At 41.3% G+C, this 22555-nt stretch carries 18 protein-coding genes; 3 read left to right on the top strand and 15 right to left on the bottom strand.

Annotation, left to right across the window (positions count from 1 at the left end; all coding sequences use genetic code 11):
- Positions 1–9 precede the first annotated feature (9 nt).
- From AC4BHA_RS10125 to AC4BHA_RS10100, 6 genes are all read right to left on the bottom strand, one after another.
- Entirely contained in the window at positions 10–642 is a 633-nt protein-coding gene (locus AC4BHA_RS10125) for a TetR/AcrR family transcriptional regulator (protein ID WP_066109370.1), read from the bottom strand.
- A 90-nt stretch (positions 643–732) separates the two neighbouring features.
- On the bottom strand, positions 733–1875 hold the full coding sequence (locus AC4BHA_RS10120; RefSeq protein ID WP_139892074.1) for an acyl-CoA dehydrogenase: 1143 nt from the start codon (positions 1873–1875) through the stop codon (positions 733–735).
- Positions 1876–1895: 20 nt separating this feature from the next.
- Positions 1896–3032: an acyl-CoA dehydrogenase gene (locus tag AC4BHA_RS10115; RefSeq protein WP_066109375.1), complete on the bottom strand. Its 1137-nt coding sequence runs from the start codon at positions 3030–3032 to the stop codon at positions 1896–1898.
- A gap of 26 nt (positions 3033–3058) precedes the next feature.
- Entirely contained in the window at positions 3059–3910 is an 852-nt protein-coding gene (locus AC4BHA_RS10110) for a 3-hydroxybutyryl-CoA dehydrogenase (protein ID WP_066109378.1), read from the bottom strand.
- A 19-nt stretch (positions 3911–3929) separates the two neighbouring features.
- Positions 3930–5123 carry an acetyl-CoA C-acetyltransferase gene (locus tag AC4BHA_RS10105; protein WP_066109381.1) on the bottom strand — a complete coding sequence of 398 codons (1194 nt, stop codon included), beginning with the start codon at positions 5121–5123 and terminating at the stop codon, positions 3930–3932.
- A 224-nt stretch (positions 5124–5347) separates the two neighbouring features.
- Positions 5348–7459 (bottom strand): (Fe-S)-binding protein, encoded by a 2112-nt coding sequence (locus AC4BHA_RS10100; protein WP_490558650.1) that lies wholly within the window; start codon positions 7457–7459, stop codon positions 5348–5350.
- Between the two features lie 387 nt (positions 7460–7846).
- Here AC4BHA_RS10100 and uvsE point away from each other — a divergent pair, with 387 nt between their 5' ends.
- Positions 7847–8806, top strand: coding sequence for a UV DNA damage repair endonuclease UvsE (uvsE, locus tag AC4BHA_RS10095; RefSeq protein ID WP_139892073.1), 960 nt, complete (start codon positions 7847–7849; stop codon positions 8804–8806).
- 79 nt (positions 8807–8885) lie between these two features.
- On the opposite strand, the gene argS is transcribed toward uvsE, so the two are convergent.
- From argS to speE, 4 genes are all read right to left on the bottom strand, one after another.
- Positions 8886–10556 (bottom strand): arginine--tRNA ligase, encoded by a 1671-nt coding sequence (gene argS, locus AC4BHA_RS10090; protein WP_139892072.1) that lies wholly within the window; start codon positions 10554–10556, stop codon positions 8886–8888.
- Positions 10553–11005 (bottom strand): YwiB family protein, encoded by a 453-nt coding sequence (locus AC4BHA_RS10085; protein WP_066109390.1) that lies wholly within the window; start codon positions 11003–11005, stop codon positions 10553–10555. The genes argS and AC4BHA_RS10085 overlap by 4 nt, the downstream gene beginning before the upstream one ends.
- Before the next feature lie 150 nt (positions 11006–11155).
- The gene (speB, locus tag AC4BHA_RS10080; RefSeq protein WP_490552844.1) at positions 11156–12037 is read right to left on the bottom strand and encodes an agmatinase; all 882 of its coding nucleotides are present in this window, start codon (positions 12035–12037) and stop codon (positions 11156–11158) included.
- A 43-nt stretch (positions 12038–12080) separates the two neighbouring features.
- Entirely contained in the window at positions 12081–12908 is an 828-nt protein-coding gene (gene speE / locus AC4BHA_RS10075; RefSeq protein WP_139892071.1) for a polyamine aminopropyltransferase, read from the bottom strand.
- 212 nt (positions 12909–13120) lie between these two features.
- Here speE and AC4BHA_RS10070 point away from each other — a divergent pair, with 212 nt between their 5' ends.
- Entirely contained in the window at positions 13121–15202 is a 2082-nt protein-coding gene (locus AC4BHA_RS10070; RefSeq protein WP_066109398.1) for a transglycosylase domain-containing protein, read from the top strand.
- A gap of 183 nt (positions 15203–15385) precedes the next feature.
- Here the strand turns inward: AC4BHA_RS10070 and AC4BHA_RS10065 are convergent, their stop codons facing one another.
- The gene (locus AC4BHA_RS10065) at positions 15386–15895 is read right to left on the bottom strand and encodes a YwhD family protein (protein ID WP_066109401.1); all 510 of its coding nucleotides are present in this window, start codon (positions 15893–15895) and stop codon (positions 15386–15388) included.
- A 20-nt stretch (positions 15896–15915) separates the two neighbouring features.
- Positions 15916–16551, bottom strand: coding sequence for a site-2 protease family protein (locus AC4BHA_RS10060; RefSeq protein WP_139892069.1), 636 nt, complete (start codon positions 16549–16551; stop codon positions 15916–15918).
- 141 nt (positions 16552–16692) lie between these two features.
- On the opposite strand from AC4BHA_RS10060, the gene thmT reads away from it, so the two are divergent.
- Positions 16693–16878 carry a 2-hydroxymuconate tautomerase gene (thmT, locus tag AC4BHA_RS10055; RefSeq protein ID WP_066109407.1) on the top strand — a complete coding sequence of 62 codons (186 nt, stop codon included), beginning with the start codon at positions 16693–16695 and terminating at the stop codon, positions 16876–16878.
- Positions 16879–17022: 144 nt separating this feature from the next.
- Here the strand turns inward: thmT and AC4BHA_RS10050 are convergent, their stop codons facing one another.
- From AC4BHA_RS10050 to AC4BHA_RS10040, 3 genes are all read right to left on the bottom strand, one after another.
- Positions 17023–17547: a YwgA family protein gene (locus AC4BHA_RS10050; RefSeq protein WP_066109764.1), complete on the bottom strand. Its 525-nt coding sequence runs from the start codon at positions 17545–17547 to the stop codon at positions 17023–17025.
- Positions 17548–17571: 24 nt separating this feature from the next.
- Entirely contained in the window at positions 17572–18882 is a 1311-nt protein-coding gene (locus tag AC4BHA_RS10045; protein ID WP_175354323.1) for an HD domain-containing protein, read from the bottom strand.
- A 138-nt stretch (positions 18883–19020) separates the two neighbouring features.
- Positions 19021–22488: a lamin tail domain-containing metallophosphoesterase family protein gene (locus AC4BHA_RS10040; protein ID WP_490558507.1), complete on the bottom strand. Its 3468-nt coding sequence runs from the start codon at positions 22486–22488 to the stop codon at positions 19021–19023.
- Positions 22489–22555 lie beyond the last annotated feature (67 nt).

Raw genomic sequence — 22555 nt, 5'->3', positions numbered from 1 at the left:
CCCCTTTGCTTATCTGTTTTCCCCATTGGCTAAACCGCTTAAAAGAAGATGCGATTGCATTTCAATATATTGATCGATTGTATAGCTTTTTCTAAGTCCCCATCTCCTGAATGCCCACATTTGTCCATGAACAATAATGTTATGTGCAAGCAGGTGAATTTGTATCGGGCTTAAATCAATTTCCTCATGCTGTACACATGTCTGAATAAGTTCCTCAAACATTTTCGTCATTTCATTTTCTTTATTTAATACATATGGCAATGCTGCCCTGCTCAATGATTTTGCTTCCTGGTACATCACCAATACTTCATCCTGCATTTCATCACAAATTTTAAAATAATAGGCGATACCTAAGCGCAGCCCGGCAAATGTTCCCTCGCTTTCTTCAAGCGCCTTTTGAAGCCGGTCCTTCACCTCATCGTAAATATTGTCACAAACCAGATATAAAATATCATCCTTTGATCTGATATATTCATAGAGCGTTCCAATACTGAATCCTGCTGCCTTTGCTATTTCCCTTGTTGTTGTTCGGTGGTAGCCCTTCTCTATGAATAAAGAGACCGCCCCTTTAATCATCTCGTCCCGGCGTTTTTTCACAAGCCTCTCATCCTTTACCGAGGCATGGACTACGATTCTCTTCACCCTTTCACCCACCTACCTACAAGTATTTCTTTTAAAAATCAATTCTCCCCGGATAAAGATAGCCGGGAAGAACCCTATAAAAATTTGAAATTAGTTTTTGGTGAGCATTCTTGAGATAACAAGTCTTTGGATTTCCTGTGTTCCTTCATAAATCTGTGTTATTTTCGCATCGCGCATATAGCGCTCAACCGGATAATCCTTTGTATATCCATACCCGCCAAATACCTGTACCGCTTCTGTTGTGACCTTCATTGCTGTATCGCCGGCAAATAATTTGGACATAGCCGACTCTTTTCCATATGGAAGTCCCTCGGATTCCAGCCAAGCAGCCTGATAGGTTAAAAGTCTTGAAGCCTCTATACTGGTTGCCATATCTGCAAGCTTAAAGCCAACTCCCTGCTGGGCAGAAATTGGTTTGCCGAACTGAACTCGCTCCCTCGCATAATCCACTGCAGCGTCGAGCGCTCCCTGAGCGATTCCAACAGCCTGCGCAGCAATGCCATTTCTTCCTCCATCAAGGGTCATCATGGCGATTTTAAATCCTTCTCCCTCTGTACCTAATAGATTCTCCTTCGGTACTTTACACTCTTCAAAAATAATCTCTGTTGTTGGAGATGAACGAATCCCGAGTTTCTTTTCCTTTTTTCCAACACTAAAGCCAGGGAAATCTTTCTCCACAATGAATGCGCTTGTACCTTTATGTTTAGAGGACGGATCTGTCAATGCAAAGACCACATATGTATCCGCCACGCCCCCATTTGTAATGAATATTTTAGAGCCATTTAAAACATAATGATCTTCTTCCAGACGGGCAGTTGTTTTCATAGCTCCCGAATCCGAGCCCGATCCCGGCTCCGTCAGCCCATACGCTCCAATTTTCTCTCCCTGCGCCATAGGTCTTAAATATTTTTGCTTTTGTTCTTCATTGCCAAATTTATAAATTGGCCAGCCAGCCAATGATGTATGAGCAGATAGCGTAACACCTGTTGAAGCACAGACACGCGAAAGTTCTTCAATGGCAATGCAATAGGCTACATAATCACTGCCGATTCCACCATACTCCTCTGGCCAAGGAATACCTGTAAGCCCGAGCTCCGCCATTTTGTTAAAGATTTCCCTGTCAAAACGCTCTTCCTCATCCCGTTCGGCCGCAGTCGGTGCGACTTCATTCCGGGCAAAGTCCCTAACCATTTTGCGAATCATTTCATGTTCCTCTGATAATTTAAAATTCATTCCTATTTCCCCCTGTTCTATTAGCCCATCAAATGCTTACTGATTACTATTCGTTGGATTTCGCTTGTACCTTCGTATATTTCTGTCACCTTTGCATCCCTGAAATAACGTTCTACTGGGTATTCCTCGGTATAGCCATAGCCTCCAAAAACCTGGATTGCTTCGGTCGCCACTTCAACTGCCGTACGCGAGGCAAACAGCTTTGCCATGGATGCCTCCTTTGTACAAGGCTGATTCGAACTTTTTAAAGCAGCTGCCTGATAAACCAGTAATTTTGAAGCCTCAACCATTGTCCCCATATCGGCGAGCTTAAAGCCTATTCCCTGCTGAGCAGAGATTGGTTTCCCAAATTGGCTGCGATTCTTTGCATATTGGACAGCATGCTGAAAAGCCCCTTCCGCTATCCCAAGTGCCTGTGCTGCAATCCCAATCCGCCCTGTATTCAGGTTATTCAGCGCGATGGACATTCCCTGTCCTTCTTCCCCTAGCAGATTCTCGGCCGGTACTCTCATATCCTCAAAGATGAGCTGAACTGTTCTTGATCCATGCAAGCCCATTTTATTTTCATCCTTGCCGATGGTAAGTCCGGGCGTGTCTTTGTCTACAATAAAAGCGCTGATTCCCTTATTTCTCTTAGAAGGATCCGTAGAGGCAAAAACAATATAGACATCTGCCTCACCGCCATTCGTGATAAATATTTTTGAACCATTGACGATATACTCCCCATTTTTTCTTACAGCTCTTGATTTCAGGGAGCCTGCATCTGATCCGGCACTTGGTTCAGTTAGACAGAAAGCACCCAGATATTCGCCACTTGCAAGCTTCGGTATATACGCCTTTTTTTGTTCTTCATTACCAAAATTCAAAATCGGGTAGGTTCCAACAGATGTATGGACGGATAAAATCACGCCGACTGTCGGACTTATTTTCGATATTTCATGTATCGCTGTAATGTAGGAGATATAATCCATTCCGGCCCCGCCATATGACTCCGGTATCGGAATCCCCATCAGTCCAAGCTCCGCCATTTTGGATACAATCTCCCTCGGAAACAATCCAGCTTCCATCTTTGGTACAAATGGCTCGATTTCCTTGACGGCAAATTCACGAACCATTTTTCTCATCATTTGCTGCTCATCCGTAAACGTGAATTCCATTGCAGCCAGCCTCCTTTTTGACAAACTTAGTTGTATTGGTAAAATCCTCTGCCGGATTTCTTGCCGAGCCAACCGGCACTTACATATTTACGTAGCAGCGGACATGGCCGATATTTGTCATCTCCAAGACCTTCATGCAAGGTTTCCATAATGTACAAACATGTATCAAGCCCAATAAAATCAGCGAGCTGCAGCGGACCCATTGGATGATTCATCCCCAGCTTCATCACTTCATCAATGGCTTCCTTGGAAGCAACCCCTTCATATAGGGTGAATATGGCTTCGTTGATCATCGGCATGAGTATGCGGTTTGAAACAAAGCCAGGAAAATCATTTACTTCTACCGGAATCTTTCCGAGCTCTTTAGCGGTCTCTTCAATTTTTTTATATACTTCTTCAGAAGTTGCGAGACCGCGAATGATCTCCACAAGCTTCATGACAGGCACAGGATTCATAAAATGCATACCGATTACCTGCTCCGGACGTTTTGTTGCTGCTGCAATTTCCGTAATTGGTAAGGAAGAGGTATTCGTAGCGAGAATTGTGTGAACCGACGCAACCTCATCAAGCTCTTTAAATATTTTCTTTTTGATATCCATATTTTCTGTAGCTGCTTCAATTATGAGGTCGACATGACCTGCATTTTTCATTTCAGTTGAGGGTGTTAATCTTTCCAGGATCTCTACTTTTTCCTGTTCACTTAAACGCCCCTTCTCCACTTGCCTTAACAAATTATTTTCGATGGTAACCAGACCCTTTTTTACAAACTCTTCAGTTAAATCGTGCAGAAACACCTCGAACCCTGATACCGCACAAACCTGTGCAATTCCAGACCCCATTTGCCCTGCACCGATGACCATTATTTTTTTAATCTCCATCCCACTTCACCCCGTTTTTTTATTCTTTTGCCTTTGGCACTTCGATCATAATGGCATCTCCCTGTCCGCCGCCGCTGCAGATAGACGCGATCCCTATGCCGCCGCCACGTCTCTTCAGTTCATACATGAGGGTGAGAATGATTCGCGCCCCACTAGCTCCGATTGGATGGCCAAGGGCAACCGCTCCACCATTTACATTCACTTTTTCAGCATCAAGATTGGCAAGCTTGCCACTCGCAAGGGCAACCGCTGCAAATGCCTCATTCACTTCAAATAAATCAATATCATCCAGTGATTTTTCTGTTTTCTTAAGCAGCTCATTAATGACTAAGCCGGGAGTTTTTGGGAAATCCTTTGCTTCCACAGCAATTTCGGCATGGCCGATAATTCTTGCACCAATCTTGTATCCTTCATCAATTGCTTTATCCTCACTCATTAAAACAAGTGCTCCAGCTCCATCATTAATCCCCGGTGCGTTTCCAGCCGTTATTGTTCCATCCCGGTCAAATGCCGGTTTCAAGGAACTCAGCTTCTCCACTGTCGTATCTTTTCGCGGCGCTTCATCGATTTCCACAACAACCGGCTCACCTTTACGCTGTTTGACCGATACTGGAACGATTTCTTCCTGCAGAAGGCCGGATTCAATTGCTCGAATTGCCTTTTGATGGCTCTGATAAGCCCAGTTATCCTGATCACTTCTTGATAATTCCAGGTCCTCAGATGTGCTGTTACCGTAAGACCCCATATGTACACCGGTAAAGCTGCATGTCAAACCATCATGGACCATCATATCGACCAGCGGCGTATCTCCCATACGAGCTCCCCACCTTGCTTTCGGAAGAATATATGGAGCATTGCTCATTGATTCCATCCCGCCGGCCACGATAACTTCTTCTTCACCAAGCCGAATGATCTGGTCTCCGAGCGTGACGCTTCGTAAACCCGATGCACATACTTTATTAATCGTCTCTGTCTTTACTGACCATGGAAGCCCTGCATGTCTTGAGGCCTGACGAGAAACGATTTGCCCTTGGCCACCCTGTAATACACATCCCATAATGACTTCATTCACATCTGCCGCATTTACACCTGCACGTTCTATAGCCTCTTTGATTGCTATTCCGCCTAACTCCGAAGCTGTTAAACTGCTTAATGCTCCTCCAAATTTTCCAAAAGGCGTCCTAGCTCCATCAATAATTACAGTTTTCCCCATCGTTATCCCTCCGCTTTTAAATTTCATACTTTGGTTAATTGACTGAACGCTCGCTCGTCGTTGGCAGAAAATATGTAAGCGCTTTAATTTGGTATATTTGTATTTTGCTGTAAATAAGAAGGAAACGAAAATATTTACACAATATTTCGAAAACAAATAGTTGTGTAAATTTCCGTTTCTGTCTCATCTATTACTATATGAACCCCTTCATATATCGGTGAAAATTAAGATGCAAGCTCCCTATGTTCCCCAAATACCGCTTTTTCAAGCAGTTCTGCCACATCGTATGTTTTAACTTCTTCTTCAACTTCCTTCGCCTTTGTGCCGTCACTTAACATAGTTAAGCAATATGGACAGCCTGAGCTGATAACTGTCGGATTGACCTCAAGAGCTTGTTCCGTACGGGCAACATTGATACGGTGGCCTGTTTCCTCTTCCATCCACATCAAGCCCCCACCCGCTCCACAGCACATTCCATTTTCGCGATTTCTTTCTATTTCTACAAATGAGGCTCCCGGAATTGCTTTTAAAATATCCCTCGGTGCATCATAGACATCGTTGTACCTTCCCAAGTAACAAGAATCATGGAACGTAATTTTTTCATTAATGGCATAAGTTGGTTTTAATCTGCCTTCCTTCACTAGATCAGCCAGCACCTGTGTATGGTGATAAACCTCTGCCTGTAAGCCGAAGTCCGGATATTCATTTTTGAAGATATTGAAAGCATGCGGATCGATTGTAACAATCTTTTTGACCTCATTTTTTTCGAACTCTTCAATATTCTTTGTAGCCAGCTCCTGGAACAGGAATTCGTTCCCAAGACGTCGCGGTGTATCTCCGGAGTTTTTCTCCTTATTACCGAGAATCGCAAATTTAACGCCGGCTTCATTTAAAAGTTTCGCAAATGATAAAGCAATTTTTTGTGAACGGTTGTCATAGGATCCCATTGAGCCGACCCAGAATAAGTATTCAAACTCTTCACCAGACTTCTTCATTTCCTTCACAGTCGGTACAACTACATCCTCACGAGCTTCACGCCAATCTTCACGCTCTTTACGGTTTAATCCCCAAGGGTTTCCCTGACGTTCGATATTTTGCATCGCACGCTGAGCATCAGCAGGTACTTTACCTTCCGTTAATACAAGAAAGCGACGCATATCAATAATGGTTCCAACATGCTCATTCATAACCGGACACTGATCCTCACAGTTGCGGCATGTAGTACATGCCCAAAGCTCTTCCTCTGTAATAACCTCACCCACCAAAGCTGGATTGTACAATTCAGCTGCTGCCGCAGACTCCGCAGCACCCGCACCCTGTGCAGCCACCGCGATTTGATTGCCTTTCGTATTGCTGAATACAAATCCCGGCACCCATGGCTCTTTCCTTGTAACTGCAGCTCCCGTAAACGTTAAATGGTCACGCATTTTAATTAGAACATCCATTGGTGACAGCATTTTTCCTGTCCCGGTTGCCGGACACATATTGGTGCAACGGCCACACTCTACGCATGCATATAAATCGATGAGCTGCAGATCTGTAAAGTCCTGAATCTTTCCTGCTCCATATGTCTCCTGTGTTTCATCCTCAAAATCAATTTTCTTTAATTTTGGCGGAGTTAATCTGTGCAAATATACATTGGCTGGTCCGGCAATTAAATGTGCGTGTTTAGATTGCGGGATATATACCAAGAACGTCAAAATGAAAAGTAAGTGTATCCACCAGGCCACATAGAATACAGCTATGGCAGCTGTATCATTCATCCAGCCAAGCGCCATCGCAATCGTAGAAGCGACAGGCTCTGACCAATGAAGCTCACCGCCATGCCATATAATAGCAGCCCCGTTCGCTACAAGTGTTGCTAGCATTAATCCTCCGATAAAGATCAGAACTAGACCGGCTTTAAATCCCCTCTTTAGCCGAACAAGCTTCTCAATATAACGGCGATAGAATGCCCAAACAACAGCCACCAGTACCAGGAGTACAACTATCTCCTGGAAAAAAGTAAAAATCGGATATATAGGTCCCAATGGCAAATGAGATCCCGGTTTAATCCCTTTCCAAATTAGATCAATCGCTCCAAATTGGACAAGGATAAACCCGTAAAAGAAGAGCACATGCATCGTTCCGCTTTTCTTATCCTTCAGTAACTTTTTCTGCCCAAATACAAATACCCAAATCTTTTCCAGCCTCTTCTTTACGTCATTATCAAACTCAGTTTTCTTGCCAAGTTTAATATAGGCAATCCTTGTTCTGATCAGATACGTGAACAGCCAAACTGCGTAAAGTGTTACAAGAACAGCTGCAACTAAGTTGATCCATAGAAGACCATTCATCTCCATCCCCGTCTTCCCCCTTTTGCTACCGAAAGCATGATTTAAAAGTTACCTACAACATAAAACGACACTAAACCCAATATAGTATAACTATATTTTATATAATGAATGAGCATTCAGTCAATCAATAACTTACATATTTTAGATTAATTATTAAAACATGGTAAATATAATCTAGTTTGTCGAATAGATCATTTGAGATTTATTTTTATATTTTTAGTCATACTAAGATGAGTAGATATTGGTTAGAGGAACTACTTTGAGGTATACATTGATTCAGTTTCAATCCATATCCAGGAAGTATTTTACAGTTTAATACCAATACCCTGCCGCATAGCTTAATAAACGGCTACTACTTAAAAACATGGAAAGGAGAGGCCTTTATTTATGGATATTCGATTTGGATATGTATCCACTGCTTTAAATCTTTGGAATTCAACCCCCTCCAAAACCATCACCTATACACGATGGAGCGGACTATCTCAAGAAGAGCAAATCGAACGATTACTCGCAATTACTAAACAAAATATCGAAACCACCAAACGAATTCTCCATTATAATATTGCACATGAAATACCGATCTATCGTTTCTCAAGCTCGATTGTACCGCTTGCAACTCACCCTGATGTTAAGTGGGATTTTATTACACCTTTCAAAAAAGATTGGGCTGAAATTGGCAAACTGGTACGGAAACACAAGCTTCGTGTCAGCTTCCACCCGAATGCCTTTACACTTTTTACCTCTCCTAATCATGATGTGACAGATAAAGCGGTTGAAGATATGGTTTACCATTATAAAATGCTGGAGGCTATGGGAATGCCAGACCAAGCACTCATTAATATCCATGTCGGCGGATCATATGGAAATAAACAAACGGCTATTCAACGGTTTTATGCCAATAGCCAAAAAATCCCTGAATCCATTAAGCAGCTCATGACACTCGAAAATGATGATAAGACTTATACAACTGAAGAGACTCTGCAGGTTTGTGAGCATGAGGATATCCCGCTTTTATTTGATTACCATCATCACGTGGCAAATCCTTCTATGACTCCATTGGAAAAATTGTTGCCCCGTATTCTTCTGACATGGGAATTGAGAGGCTGGAAGCCTAAAATCCATATATCTTCTCCCCGTTCGGAAAATGAAATTCGCGCACACGCAGCCAACGTCGACGTTGACTTTATCATGCCATTTATCCAAATGCTGAAACAAATAGGGATTCCTGAAATTGATTTCATAATCGAGGCAAAAAATAAGGATATTGCGATGATGAAGCTGATTGAGGATTTGGCTTCATTAAGAGGAATCAATCGAATAAGCGGCGGAAGCATCAGGATTAGATAATATTTGATAGCATTCTGTTACTAGCTTAAAAAAACAACCCACACCTCTCTTAAGGTGTGGGCATTTTATTAATATGAGATTACATTTTTTCTGGAGCAGATACACCAATTAGTTTTAATGCATTTGCCAGTGTAATTTTTGTTGCCTGAACAAGAGCAAGTCTAGCTTTACTTCTTTCAGGCTCTTCCTGATCTAATACTTTATCAGCATTATAGAAGCTATGGAATGTGGAAGCCAGATCAAAGATATAATTCGTGATTCTGTGCGGCATACGTTTTTGAGCCGCTTCTGCAACCGCTTGTGGGAATTCACCAAGTTTCTTCAGAAGGTCAATTTCTTTTTCAGAACCCAATCGGCTAAGCTCTGCGTCGCCTTCCAATGTAATACCCACTTCAGCTCCCTGACGAAGGATACTGCAAATACGAGCATGTGCATATTGAGCGTAGTACACTGGATTATCATTGGATTCGGATACAGCCAGATCAAGGTCAAAGTCCATATGCGTGTCCGCACTTCTCATCGCAAAGAAATAACGCACGGCATCTAAACCAACTTCCTCCATCAAGTCTCTCATTGTGACAGCTTTTCCTGTACGCTTGGACATTTTCATTTTCTCACCATTTTTGAACAGGTGAACAAGCTGGATGATTTCTACCTCCAACGTGTCTTTTCCGTAACCCATCGCCTGAATCGCAGCTTGCATACGAGGAATATACCCATGATGGTCTGCTCCCCAAATGTTGATTAATTTTTCAAATCCGCGTTCCAGCTTATTTTTATGGTATGCGATGTCTGGTAGGAGATAGGTGTATGAACCATCATTCTTAATTAATACACGGTCTTTATCATCGCCAAAATCAGTAGATTTGAACCAGGTAGCTCCATCCATCTCATAGATATATCCTTTTTCTCTTAACAGCTCCAATGCAGGCATAATTTTGCCATCTTCATAAAGAGATGTTTCAGAGAACCATACATCAAATGGGACACGGAAGCTCTCAAGGTCTTTTTTCAATTTTTCCATTTCATATTTCAACCCGTACTCACGGAAAAATTTAAAGCGCTCTTCTTCATCAGCATTTACATATTTATCGCCAAATTCTTCAGCCATACGTTTACCGATATTGATAATGTCTTCTCCATGATAGCCATCTGCAGGCATTTCTTTCTCCATTCCAAGCGCCTGTAAATAGCGAGCTTCAACGGAATATGCCAGATTATTGATTTGGTTACCCGCATCATTAATATAGTATTCACGGGATACATCCCAGCCAGCTTTAGCCAGGATATTGGATAAAGAATCCCCAACTGCCGCACCGCGGGCATGACCCAAGTGAAGATCTCCTGTTGGATTCGCAGAAACAAACTCAACCTGAATTTTTTCTCCTCCGCCTACATTAGATTCACCATAAGCTTCCCCTGACTCCAAAATAGCGGGAATCAGATTTGTTAAGTATCCATTGTTTAAATAAAAATTGATAAATCCCGGTCCGGCAATTTCAATCTTTTCAATTGATGCCTTTGAAGTATCAAAATGATTAATGATTTCCTCTGCTATTGTCCGAGGTGCCTTCTTAGCAATACGGGCAAGCTGCATAGCCATATTAGTAGAATAATCTCCATGTGTTTTATCCTTTGGCAATTCAAGAATTACACTTGGAATCACTGCTTCTTCCGCTAATCCAGCCTTAATTACTGCCTGCTTAATCTCTTCTTTAATCTGATCCTGAATCTCTGTTACGATGTTCATCTTGTCTTTTCCTCCTTGACCGTCAATGTAAGTGAGTAGTTGCCCACATTCTCTTGTTGTAAAAATAGGTTGTAGGAAACATGGAAAATCTCTTCCTTCGTTTCCGGATGGACGGTATGCTCCAGCTTATTTGTACGTGTCGTTAAATCCAGTGTACCATGAATGCTTTCATAAGAGCCGCTGGTTTCTGTGCCAATTTTGTAAAGCTGTCTCATTTTAACCGCGCCGCTTCTAATAATTAGCATTTCATCCCCGTCATATTTAACAGTTGTATTGATTTTCCCATTGTTTTCAACGTGCTCAATATAGCGGATATATGTGGCATTTGGCATGTGATGCAACGTGCCAAATGTAATTAGCTCGATGTTCTCTTCATCGTCAACATATTGGATATGCGTCTTTAGCCGTACCATGACCTCTATGGGTGCGTTGCTTTTTTCCTCGGTCATTTAATGAATTCCCCCTGGAATTGATTATTTTACTCAATCATACAAGTATAAGGTAAAGAAAAACTCTCTGGCAACTTGTCCGAATCTTTTTTTCTAAAAAAAATCCCCTTGCTCTACTATCATAGACAGGGGATTGCTAGTCTTATTCAATTACAGGCGTTTATTTACCCAACCTAAAAGAATTTCGCGAATAAATTTAGCTGCAGCAATTTGTGTTTGTTCAGAGGAATCATAAGCAGGAGCAACTTCTACAAGATCTGCTCCCACCACATTTACGCCAGAGTTTGATATAGCAGTTATAGCCTCAAGCATTTCTTTAGATGTAATACCGCCTGCTTCAGCAGTTCCCGTACCCGGTGCATGTGCTGGGTCAAGTACATCAATATCAATGGTGACATACACATTTCGGCCGGCAAGGGTGGGCAGTACTTTTTTTAATGGCTCCGCCACATCAAATTTATACATATGCATTCCGGAATCCTTGGCAAATTGAAACTCTTCCCTCATACCTGAACGAATGCCGAAAGAATAGACATTCTCTGCACCAATCAAATTACAAATCTTCCGAATGGGAGTTGAATGGGAAAGCGGCTCGCCTTCATATTCTTCTCTCAAATCTGCATGAGCATCAAAATGGATAATAGCCAAATCCTCATACTTCTTATGAATTGCTTTTATAATCGGCCATGTAACGAGATGCTCGCCGCCCATACCAAGCGGGAATTTCCCTTCTGCCAAAAGGGTTTCAATGTACGCCTCTATCATATCAATGCTTTTTTGCGGATTTCCAAAAGGGAGCGGAATATCACCCGCATCAAAAAATTTAACAGCCTCTAAATGTCGTTCGATATAAGGGCTGTATTCTTCCAAACCAAGGGATACTTCTCGTATACGCGCTGGGCCAAACCTGGATCCAGGACGGAAGCTAACTGTCCAATCCATTGGCATTCCGTAGAGAACCGCCTCTGAATCTTTAAAATTGGGATGACTTCCTATAAAAACATTACCGGAATAGGCTTCATCAAATCTCATAATCTGCACTCCTTTAATCCTCGTCTATATTGTTCATTTCTGTTTATTTTAAAAGATCAGCTACAAATTTAGGCAGCACAAAGGCAGCCTTATGAAGCTCCTTTGTATAATACTTTGTTTCCATTTCAATGAATCTATCATCACAAATCTCTAAAGGATGGTGTTTTTTTGAACCAATTGTAAAGGTCCATAAACCGCTCGGATAGGTTGGGATATTAGCCGTATATAGGCCGGTAATCGGAAAAATCTCTTTTACATCTTTAAAGACCGATTGAATTAAATCCGCTTTAAACCAAGGGTTATCCGTTTGTGCAACAAAGATGCCCTCTTCCTTTAATGCCTGATAGATTCCTGCATAGAAGCCCTTCGTAAACAAATTTACGGCCGGTCCAACCGGCTCTGTAGAATCTACGATAATTACATCATATTTATTTTCGCTTTTGGCAATATGCATAAATCCGTCATCAACCAGTACTTCAACCCGATGGTCGGTCAGGCTTCCTGCAACTTCTGGTAAAAACTGTTTTGAGTACTCAATGACTCTGCCATCAATCTCTACCAAAGTAGCTTTTTTTACATTCTCATGCTTAAGCACTTCACGGATTACGCCACCATCCCCGCCTCCTACAACGAGGACATGCTCTGGACAAGGGTGCGTATGTAGGGGAACGTGGGCTACCATCTCATGATAGACAAATTCATCCTTCACAGATGTCATCACCATATCATCCAGCAGCAGCATCTTACCCCACTCTACTGTTTCTACAATATCCAGTTTTTGAAAGTCTGTTTGTTCCGTATGCAAGGTACGACTTATCTTCATGGTGATTCCAAAATGATTTGTTTGCTTCTCCGTGAACCAAATACCCATGATGAACCTCTTTTCTTGTTTCAGTTTCAGCGGCCCAATTATCATTCACTATCTATTAAACTTAGAAGAGTATAGTGCATTCTTATAAAAAAGTAAAGATTTTCCGATATTTCCAATATTATCGTTTCTATGTCTGTTTTACGTTTAAAAATGTTGGTTTGTTTTCATACTACTAATATGAATAATTTCACAACAGATCAGGGGGAAGACATGTGTCTCCAAGCAGACTTAGAAGAAGGAAATTACTTGCCTATAAGAGATCCCTTATACTTTTCGGATCACTGATTGCTACATTTGGAGTGATTGGGTTTGTTACCGTCCTACTTATTGTAAAGCTTGCCGGACCTCCAGCCATATCCGTCCCGCAAACCACTCAATATTTAGCTGATGATTTAAGTACATTTACGGAAAGCCACGGGGCCGAGAGGCGGTATTGGGTACCTCTCAGTGAGATATCGCCTTATTTAATACAATCTACTCTGGCAGTTGAGGATCGAAATTTTTATCATCATAACGGGTTTGATACAAAGAGAATTATAGGAGCAATTGTATCTGACACGATTGCCATGGCCAAGGTGCAGGGAGCCAGTACAATCACTCAGCAGTATGCCAAGAACCTCTTCCTTGATTCAGAAAAAACCTGGTCACGAAAGGCTAAGGAAGCTCTCTACACTCTTCGGATTGAAGACCATTTCAGTAAGGATGAGATTCTCGAAGGTTATTTAAATACGATTTATTACGGGCATGGAATGTATGGTATACAGGCTGCGAGCCACTATTATTTTCATAAGGATGCCAAAGATCTATCCTTGGCTGAAGCAAGCCTGCTTGCTGGCATTCCAAAGGGACCAGGCATTTATTCACCACTTGTTTCGAAAAAGAACGCAAAGGAACGGCAGGCTATTGTCCTCAACTCTTTAAAGGAAACCAGTCAGCTGAGTGCAGAACAGGCAAAAGAAACATTGGCATTAGCCGACCGCTTGCCCATATACGGTTCCCTGATTACAGAGAAAAAACAGGAGGCACCCTATTTTCTGGATGCAGTCAATCATGAGTTACGTCATGTCTTAAAGGGGAATGAGGAGCTGATCAGGCAAGGGGGATTAAAGGTGTATACAACCTTCAATTCCAAGCAGCAGGCCATTGCTGAAGAGGCTATTGCCAAGCATGTGCAGCCGGAAGGTGATTTTCAGGCTGCTTTAATTGCGATGAATCCCCATAACGGTATGGTTAAAGCATTGATTGGCGGAACCAATTATGAGCATAGCTCATTCAATCGTGCGACCCAGGCACTTAGACAGCCCGGTTCCACGATTAAGCCGCTGCTATATTACACAGCTTTAGAAAAAGGGTTCACACCATCGACGACCTTGCGAAGTGAAGTGACCACCTTTTCATTTGAAGGAGGAAAAGAAAAATATACACCCCATAATTTTAATAACCGATATGCCAATGAATCGATTACACTGGCTCAGGCCCTGGCTGTATCAGACAATATATTTGCCGTCAAAACACATCTGTTCCTTGGAGAGGATGAACTGGTTAAGGCTGTAAAGCGATTTGGATTAACCACTCCTATGACCAAGGTTCCCTCACTGGCGCTTGGAACGTCCGGAGTTAAGCCTTTGGAAATGACAAATGCCTATAACTTATTTGCCAACGGAGGAAAAAAGGTCAAACCTTACTTTATCACTAAGGTTACAGGGCGTGACGGAGAGGTTTTATATCAGAAAAAATTAGAACGGACAGCCGTACTGAAGCAAGCGGATGCCTATGTCATGACACAAATGCTGACAGGTGTGTTCGATAAAAAGCTAAATGGTTACGCATCTGTGACAGGCGCCTCAATCGCACCTAAGCTTTCAAGGCCCTATGCTGGAAAGTCAGGCTCAACTGAGTATGATAGCTGGATGATTGGCTATACTCCTCAGCTTACGACAGGTGTTTGGACCGGATATGATCGCTCTCAGAAAATCGAAACTAAACAAGATAAAATTGCAGCCAAAGAAATTTGGGCGAGCTTTATGGAGCAATCCCTAGAGGATGAGCCTGTTAAAGAGTTTAAACAGCCGAAAAATATTGTTGCGGTAGAAATTGACCCCGAAAGCGGCTTGCTTGCACACGGAGCCTGCCCGGTTAAACGCCTTACTTACTATAAAAAAGGAACCGAGCCGAAACAGTATTGCCATAATCATATAAACAAGGGAAACGATCTAAGCCCTTCTGATGAAAAGAATAAAGAAAAGTCACATGATCCGTGGTACAAGAGAGTATGGCCATTTGGAAAGCTTTAAACAATCCGACCCATGAGCATAAGAAAACAAAAATCCCCAAACCATTAACGGTTTGGGGATTTTTGCGTCCTAGCTCTACGTGCTTGCACACTGTTTTTAGTGTACTTTTTTTACTGAAAACCGACAAGTAATATGCTGAATTACTTTACAAAAAAATCCATAATTTTCACGTTTTTGTCAATATTAGTTAGCGTTTAGCTTTTCCTTCAATTCATCAGGGGAGTTTTTCCAAAGCTCTTCATTATGTTTTTTCAGGAAGTTAGCTAAGATGATTTTTGAAGGTTCATCCATATGCTCAACGATAATATGTCTTTTCAATGATTTATCCATGCGATTCACATGCTCTGGCAATGATTTATAGCCGCGGCGAATCTCTTCATCAACCGTCATTTCGCATGCCGTCACACCAGCATAATAGGCTCCCTGTTTCGTCTGTTCAATTGTAACCCAAACAAGCCAGTATGGCTTTCCGTTTGGTACTTCATCTTTATTCGGTAAAAATTTAATTCGTCTTTCGATAGCACTTCTTGCATGCATAGCACCAATATCGACAAACGCTTCACCTGCTTCCACATCAATAATGACAGGTGAAACATTTTCCAGGCTCAACGCCCCCATTCCAAAGCCTTTATGGCCATCAGTAGGGTCGTTTTTGATGATATTAAAAGTTGGTTTTTTCTTCTCTTGACTCATGGATATGTACAAGCCTCCCTTTAAATAAATATTGAAACTAAGAATCGCTCAATCGCTGGTACTAACTTATAAATGATTGGATCGATTGTGTAATTACCAAGCGGTGTAATCACCAGGATAAGGAAAATCAACGCTCCATATTGTTCATACTGTGTCATTTTTGGACGTATATCAGCCGGAACGAGGTCCTCAATAATACGATACCCATCAAGTGGAGGAAATGGCAATAAATTAAATACAAACAGTACAACATTCAAGCGGATAAAAATATTAAAAAACGTGTAGATAAACTCAGGTAAATTAAATCCTGCGATGCTTATAATATATATCAATAGGACACCAATAAAAGCCAGCACAAGATTACTCAAAGGGCCTACCACTGAAACAACAATACTGTTCATCCGTGGATTTTTAAAGAAGAAGCGATTGACCGGTACAGGTTTCGCCCAGCCAAACCCGACCAATATAATAAATATCGCACCTAATGGATCAATGTGCCGAAGCGGATTTAATGTCAGCCGTCCCTGATTTTTTGCAGTCATATCTCCAAATTTATAGGCCGCATAGGCATGTGCATATTCATGAACAGTAAACGCAATGGCGAGAGTTACAAGTGTATATGGTAAATTGACCAATATGCTTTGAAAATCAAACATCAAAACATCCCCTTTTTCCTTAATATAAAACCTTTCAGTTAGGTTCAACTTTCCATTCTGCTTTTCACCACTTGCTTTCCGCCGGCGATTATGAAAAACTATCAACATAATCACTTGTTTTACAAATGAGGAGGACATTATATGCCGTATGTAACCGTTAAAATGTTGGAGGGCCGCACTGAAGAACAAAAAAAGGCCTTATGTGAAAAAGTCACTGAAGCAGTTTCTGAAACAACAGGAGCACCAAAAGAAAGAATTACGGTGTTCATTGAAGAAATGACTAAATCTCATTATGCGGTTGGCGGTGTACGCGCCAGCGATCAATAAACTTTGTTCGGATTGCGTGTCTTTCATCCACACCGAACATTATTGATCCAATTACATATTATTGGACCCGACTTTCGTTTTTAAGTGGGAGCCGAATGGAGCAAATATGCTCCATTCTTTTTATTTCTCCAGTATTAAAAAGAACTAATTCGCGTACATTGGTTTATTTTCCTTAATAAGCTGTGCTGCATAATTGAAGGCTTCCTCTATTTCCTCAGGCAAATACTGTTGCTCCGCCTTTAGTTCCTGGATTTTCTTAATAATCTCATCCTTGGATAAATGGTCGAAATAAAAAACCGTAGAAACCAATTCAAGAAAACGTGCATTATGATTGTTCAATCCCTTCACACATGCAGACAGCTCGTCGTTTTCATTGTCTTTGCTGTATAAAGAAAGAAATTCTTTACCTGCCTCTGTTAAAGAGTAGTCATAATGAACATAGCCATTTTCCTTATCCTTTATTTCAGATAAAAGCCCTAAATTGCAAAGCTCTTCTATCTTTAACGTTAATTCCTCTGAATAGGGTCCATAAAAATGAAATTCAAATCTCTCCTGAAAAGGATATTCGAGTTTTTTTGAGATAAACACCATCTTTTGAAGCTTTTTTCTTCCCCCAATATGCCCGGCCGCATCTATGGCTGAAAGAATTCTGGCATGCTCCTTCAACACCATTCTTCACTCCTTCAATATCAATTAATCCCAATCAAGCAATTCTTTTATTTTTTCCTTTATTTCTTTATGATTCGCTTCATCTTCTAAAATATCAGCAGGAAAGTACAGTTTATGATCCGTGCGTCGTTTACCGGAAATCGCGTCTACGATATCCGATTGTCTGGAAAGCTCTTTAAGTTCTCTCGTTTTGGATAACAGATAAATCGGTACCCTTTCTCCTTCTTCTCCAGGCCGATAAAAATCATACGGTAAATCCGATGAAGAATCTAGCACCAAATAATACTCCGGATCGAGACCGGCTGCTGCGAACAATTGAGTGAGCTCCATCACTTTTTTCATTTCCGCACTGGATGACGGAAGGAATTCAACATACTGGAACAAATTCCGGTTCATGAACCTCGTGCATAAATCACTCAGTATGCTATCCTCTTCTTCTCCCCATAACTGAAAATAGTACAGCATTATACTATCGTCTAATTTCAAATAATCATATAGGGTAACAGACTGGGTAAATAAAGACGAAAAATGATGAGGTTCCTGTTTAAATTGATAATTCTTCTTATATAAATCTTTAGCGCGGTGCAAGATTTTTGTCAAAATCACTTCTGCGCTTCGAGATACTGGATGGAAATAAACCTGCCAGTACATTTGATAGCGGCTCATAATGTAATCTTCTACAGCATGCATACCGCTTTGCTTGAAAACTACCTGATCCTCCGTCGGTCTCATCACTCGGAGAATCCGCTCCATATCAAACTGGCCGTAGCTCACCCCAGTAAAATAAGCATCCCGTAACAAGTAGTCCATCCGGTCTGCATCAAGCTGACTCGAGATTAAGCTGACAACCAATTTATTGGCATGTGTTTTGGCAATGACTTCAGCTACCTCTTTCGGAAAGCTGGCATCTACCTTTTTTAAAATTGCATTAACCTCAGTATCCCCTAAAATAATCTTCCTTGTGAATTCCTCATGGTCCAAATCAAAGACTTTTTCGAAGGCATGTGAAAAAGGACCATGCCCGAGGTCATGGAGCAAAGCTGCACATAAAGAAAGAAGACGATCTTTCGGGTTCCATTCCGGCCTATTAGCAAATACCCCATCCACAATTCTTCTCACAATCTCATATACTCCAAGAGAGTGATTAAAACGGCTGTGTTCAGCCCCATGAAATGTTAAATAGGTCGTTCCAAGCTGTTTAATTCGCCTTAAACGCTGGAATTCCTTTGTATCAATTAAATCCCAAATGACCCGGTCATTCACATGCACATAGCGATGCACCGGATCCTTAAATACTTTTTCTTCGTTTAATTTTTCCAGAGAATATTCTATCATTCTATTCCCTCTTCCTAATCGGTCATGGTTTTATTATAGCTTGTTTAATCTAAAAAAACATAATCATCTTCTTCCACAATAATACACAACAAAAACCCTTTGAATAGAAATCGATTCTGTTCAAAGGGCACTTTATCTTTATTTAGTCGTAAATTTCCAGACCGGAGAACGTGATCGCCCTCCATAGCTGTCGCTCACTTCTACATACCAGAAATAATCCTGCTTGTTTTTTAGATCCTTTAGGCGGATTTGTACTTTTTCCCGATTCTTTCCGTCCTTATCTTCACCCAATAAGGTATTCGAGTACACATTTACGCCAATATAGTCTGTTGCCACCTGTTTCTGAATCGGGTTCAGCTCCAGTTGGTCAATTGTAAATTCATCGACTTCCGGCTCAAAATAATTATAATCATCCAAGTAAGGCGAGTACGTTTTGACTGATAACTGCTTTGCCTCCGGATTGAAATGGAGCATCCGCATATACCCCTCCCCGCCTTCCGGACCACTCTGATAATCGGCCAGCATTTCATACACTTTACGGAATTTCGACGGTTTTCCCTTCAGAGGAATGGTCGCTACATTACGGCTTGCCCCTGAAATATGCCCTGCAAGAACCAATTTAATATTCTCGTATTTCCGGACAATTTCTTTAAAGACCTGATTTCCGTTATACGTCCGTTTTCCTTGATGGTCGAGATAATTATGGACCGCAAGCACCACATTTCTCTCTGAGTATTGGTTTAATACCTTATTAACCCAATCCAGGGTTGCAGTCGTGGTTTCTTTACCCCAGCCCAGATACAGGAAGAGGAAATCGTGCCCGCCAAAGGATGCTAAATCATAGTGATTTGTGTTATTTTCCATCCCGCCACCGTAATGGGATGTATGCTTAAATCTTTTTTCTCCAAAGTATTTACCATAATTGCGATAATCCAGTACCAAGTTTCCCACATCATGATTTCCGGACACTACCCCATAAGGAACATGATGTTCATCCAAAATGCCCATACTCTTATCCGCGATATCCCATTGCTCCAAATCCCATCTGACATTAATAATATCCCCTGTATGAATAACATATTCCGCATTTCCAAGCTGATTTTGGATTCTAATCCAGTTTGTCATTACTGGGAAAATATGTGGGAATGATTCGGAATAATATTGGGTATCTGACATCCAGACCAAATTAAATGGACGATTCACTTCGCCAATAATCTGGTCCTGCACAAGGACCTGCAGCTTTTGATTTTTCAAATAGGCCTCTGTCTCAACCTTTGCTTTCAACGAAAAATCCTTATTTCCGTAGCCATACGCTAATGCATCCCATCTAGATTTTTGTATATTCCAGGCATATAAAGTGACCTTTCTTCCCTGTAAGGAATGCCCGATCCACTTTACTTCAACCTCTTTCATTTCCGCGGGTGTTTCATCCAGTGAAATTTCAAATCGCTGATACGGAAATCCTTTATTTGAGGCAGTCACCCAATAAGTCTTATCCGCTTTGGCTATCTGATTTACTTGCTTGGCTAAGATACCTGTTTCACGCGGATAAGTTTGATTGGGCGGCGGTTCCTCATCTGCAATGTTGGAAAATGCTTTTAATTGTTTCCTCCCTTTGGAGGTAAAATCATAGCGATTGCCTGAGAAAAACTTAGCCACTATTTGATCATTAGTTGGATCTTCCACCTTCACGCTTAGCTTCGGATGAACAGATACTTTTTTATCATTATCAAGCGGTATGGCTTGATTCATAATAATAGGTGCTTCATCCACAATCTTAAAATGAATCGTTTCCTTTTTGCGATTTCCAGCTGCATCTGCTGACATGAAGGTTACCTTGTGTTTCCCTTTAGACAGTCTGCCGGAGGAGGTCGTATATGGCAGGGTGATTTCCCGACCATCCAGATAGCCTTTAATCGAGGCTATTGAAGTCACCTCATCCTCGGGGTTTGCATCAATGGTGAATGTTCCCTTATAGGTTCTGCCATTCAGCGGTGTTTTTACATGGAGCTTTGGTGCTGTATTATCAAAAACAACATCTGCTTGGTGAATGGATGTGCCTTTAGATTGAATATTATGGACTCCATCCTGATAAGCCATCGTATCAATCTCTGCCTCCTCTGCTGTGAACATAGCTGCCGGGATGATAAATTCGTAGGATAGGATTAACACTCCCTGATTTCCCACCTTCCATTCCTGGGCTTCCCGAGTGCCTTCTCGATTCTCATCACCATCTGCCGTGATTGAATTTACACTGATTGGGCGAATCATCGTACCATCACCCATCAGTAGCTTTATATTCTTGATAGAAAAGCGATCGACATCTTTTTCTTCAACTGCACTTCCGGGCATAAATGTTTCCTTCTTCGTGCCTGTGTGGATGGAAATCGTATTTTTACCCGGTTTGAGTTCATCAATTGGAATTGACAATTCATATGGAAGATATAACCCTGCTGTAGGTTTTAATTTGGATATTAAACGGTCTCCCATGTAAACTGCACTTTTCTTTCTTTCATCAATGCCAAGGCCTTCAAATACAATTGCAGCAGGACGGCTCAAGATCCTCTGTGTCTTCAGTTTTTGTCCATCAACCGTAAGCTTAATCTGTTCCTCAGCTGTTGCCTTTTGAACTTGTATCTTTTTTGTACCTTTTAAAATCGTATTTTTTTGGACAGAAAGCCCCGGCTTTAGGGGTTTGTACATATCTGGATTTCCTATTTTTATCGTCTTTGTCCCTTTTTCGGGGTATCTAATGACATGCTGTCCATCCGATATTTCTATATAATACTCAAAGGTTGGAACAGAACCATAAACATCGTATCGAGATATAATTGATTGATAAGAAGTCGTGGTTTTCATAAGCATATTTGCTTGTGTAAAAGCAGAATCCTGACCTCTTTTATAAAATATTTCTGCCCGCTTAATTAGATGTTCATCCTCAATTTGAATCTCGATAGAGACATCCGAGCGTTCTGGTACTTCTTTTGGCATGGTCACAGGTCTAACAATCGGCTTAGTGGTATCCGTCTGCTTATTGGCATTTAACGGCACCTGTTCATTACTCACTTGACCTGGTGTACTTTCTTTGATTTGTTTATCCTGTTTTAATTTTTTTGCTCCCATATCCTGCTTATAATGGATGAGTCCCTTATCGTAGGTTACATATGAAATAACCGCTCCTGTATCAGTTGCCAGAACGACCGTATTTTTGCTGCTATTGTGTAAGTTACCTTCCAGGCGAATCAGTTGCTTATGATCCACCGAGGCATGAAAGTGGCGTTTGAAATCCTCAAAATCAAACTCATCTTTGCTGGCAGCATTTTTAATCCAAATGATTTTCGTAGATTTTGGCCCTATAAAAGTTGATTCTTTTATATCCCATACTTGCATCGATTTATTCATAGAGAGGTATCGCAGATTGTAATCACGTAAATCGATTGGTACGTCTGTATTATTATAGATTTCGATATATTCATACGTTTTCCCCTGCGGAGAAATCTCTGTAATCAGTATATCTGGTGGATCATTCGAAAGCGCTATGCTAATTTCGGGATTAAGCCATATACAACAAACTACAGTTAGAATCAGTACACCTATTTTTTTCATATATAATCCTCAATTCCCCATTCAAAGATTGATACCTTAGTATGGATTATTAGATAGGATTTTATGA

The sequence above is a fragment of the Pradoshia sp. Z3_51 genome, assembly GCF_058215915.1.
This window is presented reverse-complemented; position numbering and strand designations above follow the sequence as displayed.